Here is a 5,532-nt window from a genome sequence, read left to right on the forward strand (position 1 = left end):
GATATGGAGGCTTCTCTCTAAAAAACGGCAACTACCTACTCTCCCACTTGACGCAGTACCATCGGCGTGATCAGGCTTAACTTCTCTGTTCGGAATGGGAAGAGGTGGAACCCTGATGCTATAGTCACCTAAATAAGTTAGACATGATGCAAAAAAGCAAAGACTTTAAACTGAACGTATATACCTGCCATACAAGGCAAAGACCAAAAGTGAACGGGCAATTAGTAATGCTCGGCTATGATGTTACCACCTGTACACCTGCATCCTATCAACGTTGTAGTCTTCAACGACCCTAAGAAATCTAATCTTGTGGCTGGCTTCGTACTTAGATGCTTTCAGCACTTATCCAATCCCGACTTAGATACCCAGCAATGCACCTGGCGGCACAACTGGTAAACCAGAGGTCAGTCCAACACGGTCCTCTCGTACTAGTGTCAGAGCCACGCAAATTTCATACGCCCACGATAGATAGAGACCGAACTGTCTCACGACGTTCTGAACCCAGCTCGCGTGCCACTTTAATGGGCGAACAGCCCAACCCTTGGGACCTTCTCCAGCCCCAGGATGTGACGAGCCGACATCGAGGTGCCAAACCCCTCCGTCGATATGAGCTCTTGGGAGGGATCAGCCTGTTATCCCCGGAGTACCTTTTATCCTTTGAGCGATGTCCTTTCCATACAGAAACACCGGATCACTATGCTCTAGTTTCCTACCTGATCGACTTGTAAGTCTCCCAGTCAAGCGCCCTTATGCCATTACACTCTGCCGCCGGTTACCAATCGGCGTGAGGGCACCTTTAGAAGCCTCCGTTACATTTTTGGAGGCGACCACCCCAGTCAAACTACCCACCAAACAGTGTCCTCGTATCAACGAGTTAGAACTCAAATAACCAAAGGGCCGTATTTCAACAGCGGCTCCACAAATACTGGCGTACCTGCTTCAAAGCCTCCGGCCTATCCTACACATCAATTACCCAAATTCAATGTTAAGCTATAGTAAAGGTTCACGGGGTCTTTTCGTCCCATCGCGGGTAATCGGCATCTTCACCGATACTACAATTTCACTGAGCTCACGGTTGAGACAGTGTCCAGATCATTACACCATTCGTGCAGGTCGGAACTTACCCGACAAGGAATTTCGCTACCTTAGGACCGTTATAGTTACGGCCGCCGTTTACTGGGGCTTCAATTCAATGCTTCTCTTGCGATGACATCTCCTCTTAACCTTCCAGCACCGGGCAGGTGTCAGGCTATATACTTCATCTTTCAATTTGGCATAGCCCTGTGTTTTTGTTAAACAGTTGCCTGGACCGATTCTCTGCGCCCCACCTCGCAGTGGGGACCCTTTATCCCGAAGTTACAGGGTCAATTTGCCTAGTTCCTTAACCGTGAATCACTCAAGCGCCTTAGTATATTCAACCCGACTACGTGTGTCCGTTTACGGTACGGGTACCTTAAAGATTAAGTTTAGCGGATTTTCTTGGGAGTATGTTTACATGCACTATTGGATTGTTCCGAAGAACGCTCCATACTATCAGGTTCGACTCTCGGAGCGGATTTGCCTGCCCCGATCAACATCTACACCCTTCAACGAACTATTCCGTCAGTTCGCGGCACTGTCACGCCTCCGTCTCCACGTCACTCTTTAAGGTAGTACAGGAATATTAACCTGTTCTGCCATCGGCCTCACCGTTCGGCTGAGCCTTAGGACCCGACTAACCCTGATCCGATTAGCGTTGATCAGGAAACCTTAGTCTTTCGGCGAGGGGGTTTCTCACCCCCTTTATCGTTACTTATACCTACATTTGCTTTTCTACACGCTCCAGCAAAGCTTACGCTTCACCTTCGACGCTGAGTAGAATGCTCCCCTACCGATGTTTGCACATCCCATAGCTTCGGTAAATTGCTTATGCCCGATTATTATCCACGCCAAACTCCTCGACTAGTGAGCTGTTACGCACTCTTTAAATGAATGGCTGCTTCCAAGCCAACATCCTAGCTGTCTTAGCAATCTGACTTCGTTAGATCAACTTAGCAATTATTTCGGGACCTTAGCTGATGGTCCGGATTGTTCTCCTTTAGGACATGGACCTTAGCACCCATGCCCTCACTCCTGATATAGAACTAATACGCATTCGGAGTTTGTCAAGACTTGATAGGCGGCGAAGCCCTCGCATCTTATCAGTCGCTCTACCTCATATTAGTATAAATCAAGGCTGCACCTAAATGCATTTCGGGGAGTACGAGCTATCTCCAAGTTTGATTAGCCTTTCACCCCCACCCTCAGCTCATCCGGAAGCTTTTCAACGCTTATCGGTTCGGTCCTCCAGACAGTGTTACCTGTCCTTCAACCTGGCCAAGGGTAGATCACTTGGTTTCGCGTCTACTCCTTCCGACTATCCGCCCTATTAAGACTCGCTTTCGCTTCGGCTGCAGATCTCAAGATCCTTAACCTTGCCGGAAAAAGTAACTCGTAGGTTCATTATGCAAAAGGCACGCCGTCACAGTTTAAACTGCTCCGACCGCTTGTAGGCGCATGGTTTCAGGGACTATTTCACTCTTCTGTTCGAAGTGCTTTTCACCTTTCCTTCACAGTACTGGTTCGCTATCGGTCTCTCGGGAGTATTTAGCCTTACCGGATGGTCCCGGCAGATTCACGCAAGATTCCTCGTGTCCCGCGCTACTCAGGATACCACTAGGGTTCAGTTAGCTTAGTATACCGGGTTATCACCGTCTATGACTGAACTTTCCAGATCATTCTACTCACTAACTTTCGTCCCACGACGTGGTCCTACAACCCCATACATGCCGTAACACATATGGTTTGGGCTATTCCCCGTTCGCTCGCCACTACTTGGGGAATCATTATTTATTTTCTATTCCTACAGGTACTAAGATGTTTCAGTTCCCTGCGTTCGCCTCCATCATAAGATGGATAATATCTCTTCAAGATATTGGGTTGTCCCATTCGGAAATCCGCGGATCAAAGGTCATTTGCACCTACCCGCAGCTTATCGCAGCTTATCACGTCCTTCATCGCCTCCGAGAGCCAAGGCATCCGCCATGCGCCCTTACTTACTTTTAGTCTTACCTAGCCGTATGGCTCGATATATACTTTCAGCTTGTTATAACTTTACTTTTTTTTGTACATCATGTCAAAGAACGGTTGATTAACAAATTAATAATTAAAAATTAAATTTGTAATCAGAGTGGAGAATAACGGATTCGAACCGTTGACCCCCTGCGTGCAAAGCAGGTGCTCTAGCCAGCTGAGCTAATCCCCCTTCATTAATTAAAAATTTAAAATTAAATTTACGACATCGCGTTTTAATTTATAATTTATAATTTTTAATTTAAGAAGTAGTCCCAGGCAGAGTTGAACTGCCGACCTCTACATTATCAGTGTAGCGCTCTAACCAACTGAGCTATAGGACTGTCGAGTTCAACCTCGCCTTGCGGCTCGGCTTCTTCTTTCTCAATATATATTATATAAACAACTACGCGTAGTGCAAGAGGTTCTTATGTAGCATGTCAAAAGAACCAACTTTTAATTTGTTAGTACAGAGAGTTCTTAATTTATAATTGTTAATTATTAATTTCAAAATCTCTGATTTTGACTGAGCGTCGCTCCAGAAAGGAGGTGTTCCAGCCGCACCTTCCGGTACGGCTACCTTGTTACGACTTAGCCCCAATTACCAGTTTTACCCTAGGCCGCTCCTTGCGGTTACGGACTTCAGGTACCCCCGGCTTTCATGGCTTGACGGGCGGTGTGTACAAGGCCCGGGAACGTATTCACCGCGCCGTGGCTGATGCGCGATTACTAGCGAATCCAGCTTCATGGAGTCGGGTTGCAGACTCCAATCCGAACTGAGAGAGGCTTTTGGGATTAGCATCACATCGCTGTGTAGCTGCCTTCTGTACCCCCCATTGTAACACGTGTGTAGCCCCGGACGTAAGGGCCGTGCTGATTTGACGTCATCCCCACCTTCCTCACATCTTACGACGGCAGTCTCTCTAGAGTCCTCAGCATGACCTGTTAGTAACTAAAGATAAGGGTTGCGCTCGTTATGGCACTTAAGCCGACACCTCACGGCACGAGCTGACGACAACCATGCAGCACCTTCACATCTGCCTTGCGGCTAATCTGTTTCCAAATTATTCAGATGCAATTTAAGCCCGGGTAAGGTTCCTCGCGTATCATCGAATTAAACCACATGTTCCTCCGCTTGTGCGGGCCCCCGTCAATTCCTTTGAGTTTCACCGTTGCCGGCGTACTCCCCAGGTGGAATACTTAATGCTTTCGCTTGGCCGCTTGCTGTATATCGCAAACAGCGAGTATTCATCGTTTACTGTGTGGACTACCAGGGTATCTAATCCTGTTTGATACCCACACTTTCGAGCATCAGCGTCAGTTACAGTCCAGTAAGCTGCCTTCGCAATCGGAGTTCTTCGTGATATCTAAGCATTTCACCGCTACACCACGAATTCCGCCTACCTCTACTGCACTCAAGACGACCAGTATCAACTGCAATTTTACGGTTGAGCCGCAAACTTTCACAGCTGACTTAATAGTCCGCCTACGCTCCCTTTAAACCCAATAAATCCGGATAACGCTCGGATCCTCCGTATTACCGCGGCTGCTGGCACGGAGTTAGCCGATCCTTATTCGTATGGTACATACAAAAAGCCACACGTGGCTCACTTTATTCCCATATAAAAGAAGTTTACAACCCATAGGGCAGTCATCCTTCACGCTACTTGGCTGGTTCAGACTCTCGTCCATTGACCAATATTCCTCACTGCTGCCTCCCGTAGGAGTTTGGACCGTGTCTCAGTTCCAATGTGGGGGACCTTCCTCTCAGAACCCCTATCCATCGATGTCTTGGTGGGCCGTTACCCCGCCAACAAACTAATGGAACGCATCCCCATCGGTTATCGAAATTCTTTAATAACAAAAAGATGCCTTCTCGTTATACTATCCGGTATTAATCTTTCTTTCGAAAGGCTATCCCGGAATAACCGGTAGGTTGGATACGTGTTACTCACCCGTGCGCCGGTCGCCATCAACCTATTGCTAGGTCATGCTGCCCCTCGACTTGCATGTGTTAAGCCTGTAGCTAGCGTTCATCCTGAGCCAGGATCAAACTCTTCATTGTAAAAGTATTGTGACTGCGCAAATTAATAATTAATTATTAAAAAGCGACAGTGTTTTTGCTCTGTTCAGGACGCTCGGTTTATTAAAAGTCTTCAAATTACCTATATATATAAGTTACTTGACGGTTCTTTTTTATACCCAGATGCTGCGCCTTAATTATTAATTTTTAATTATTAATTTGCGAAGCACCTGCTCTTGTACTACTTGTATTGTTTATGTAAATTCTTCAAAGATCGCTTCTTTTTAAAACTGCTTTTCTTTTCAGAAAGCGGATGCAAAGGTAAGAACTTTTAAGTATATCTTCCAAATAATTTCGAAAGTTTTTTTTCTTTTTTCTTTTTCTCGTCGTCTCTCTTTGCGAAAGGGAGATAAAAGAAG

At 46.5% G+C, this 5,532-nt stretch carries 2 tRNA genes and 3 rRNA genes; all 5 read right to left on the bottom strand.

Annotated elements, in window-relative coordinates:
* Nucleotides 1-22: 22 nt before the first annotated feature.
* The 5 genes from rrf to BACCELL_RS05155 all read right to left on the bottom strand — a co-directional run bounded on the left by rrf (nucleotide 23) and on the right by BACCELL_RS05155 (nucleotide 5,155).
* Nucleotides 23-132: ribosomal RNA gene (rrf, locus tag BACCELL_RS05135) — 5S ribosomal RNA — on the bottom strand.
* Between the two features lie 69 nt (nucleotides 133-201).
* A 23S ribosomal RNA gene (locus tag BACCELL_RS05140) occupies nucleotides 202-3,084 on the bottom strand.
* A gap of 125 nt (nucleotides 3,085-3,209) precedes the next feature.
* Nucleotides 3,210-3,283: transfer RNA gene (locus BACCELL_RS05145), tRNA-Ala, on the bottom strand.
* A gap of 77 nt (nucleotides 3,284-3,360) precedes the next feature.
* Nucleotides 3,361-3,434: transfer RNA gene (locus BACCELL_RS05150), tRNA-Ile, on the bottom strand.
* A gap of 198 nt (nucleotides 3,435-3,632) precedes the next feature.
* Nucleotides 3,633-5,155, bottom strand: a 16S ribosomal RNA gene (locus BACCELL_RS05155).
* Together the 16S, 23S and 5S rRNA genes with 2 tRNA genes alongside form the textbook arrangement of a ribosomal RNA operon.
* Nucleotides 5,156-5,532 lie beyond the last annotated feature (377 nt).

The sequence above is a fragment of the Bacteroides cellulosilyticus DSM 14838 genome, assembly GCF_000158035.1.
In the GTDB taxonomy this organism is placed as follows: Bacteria; Bacteroidota; Bacteroidia; order Bacteroidales; family Bacteroidaceae; genus Bacteroides; species Bacteroides cellulosilyticus.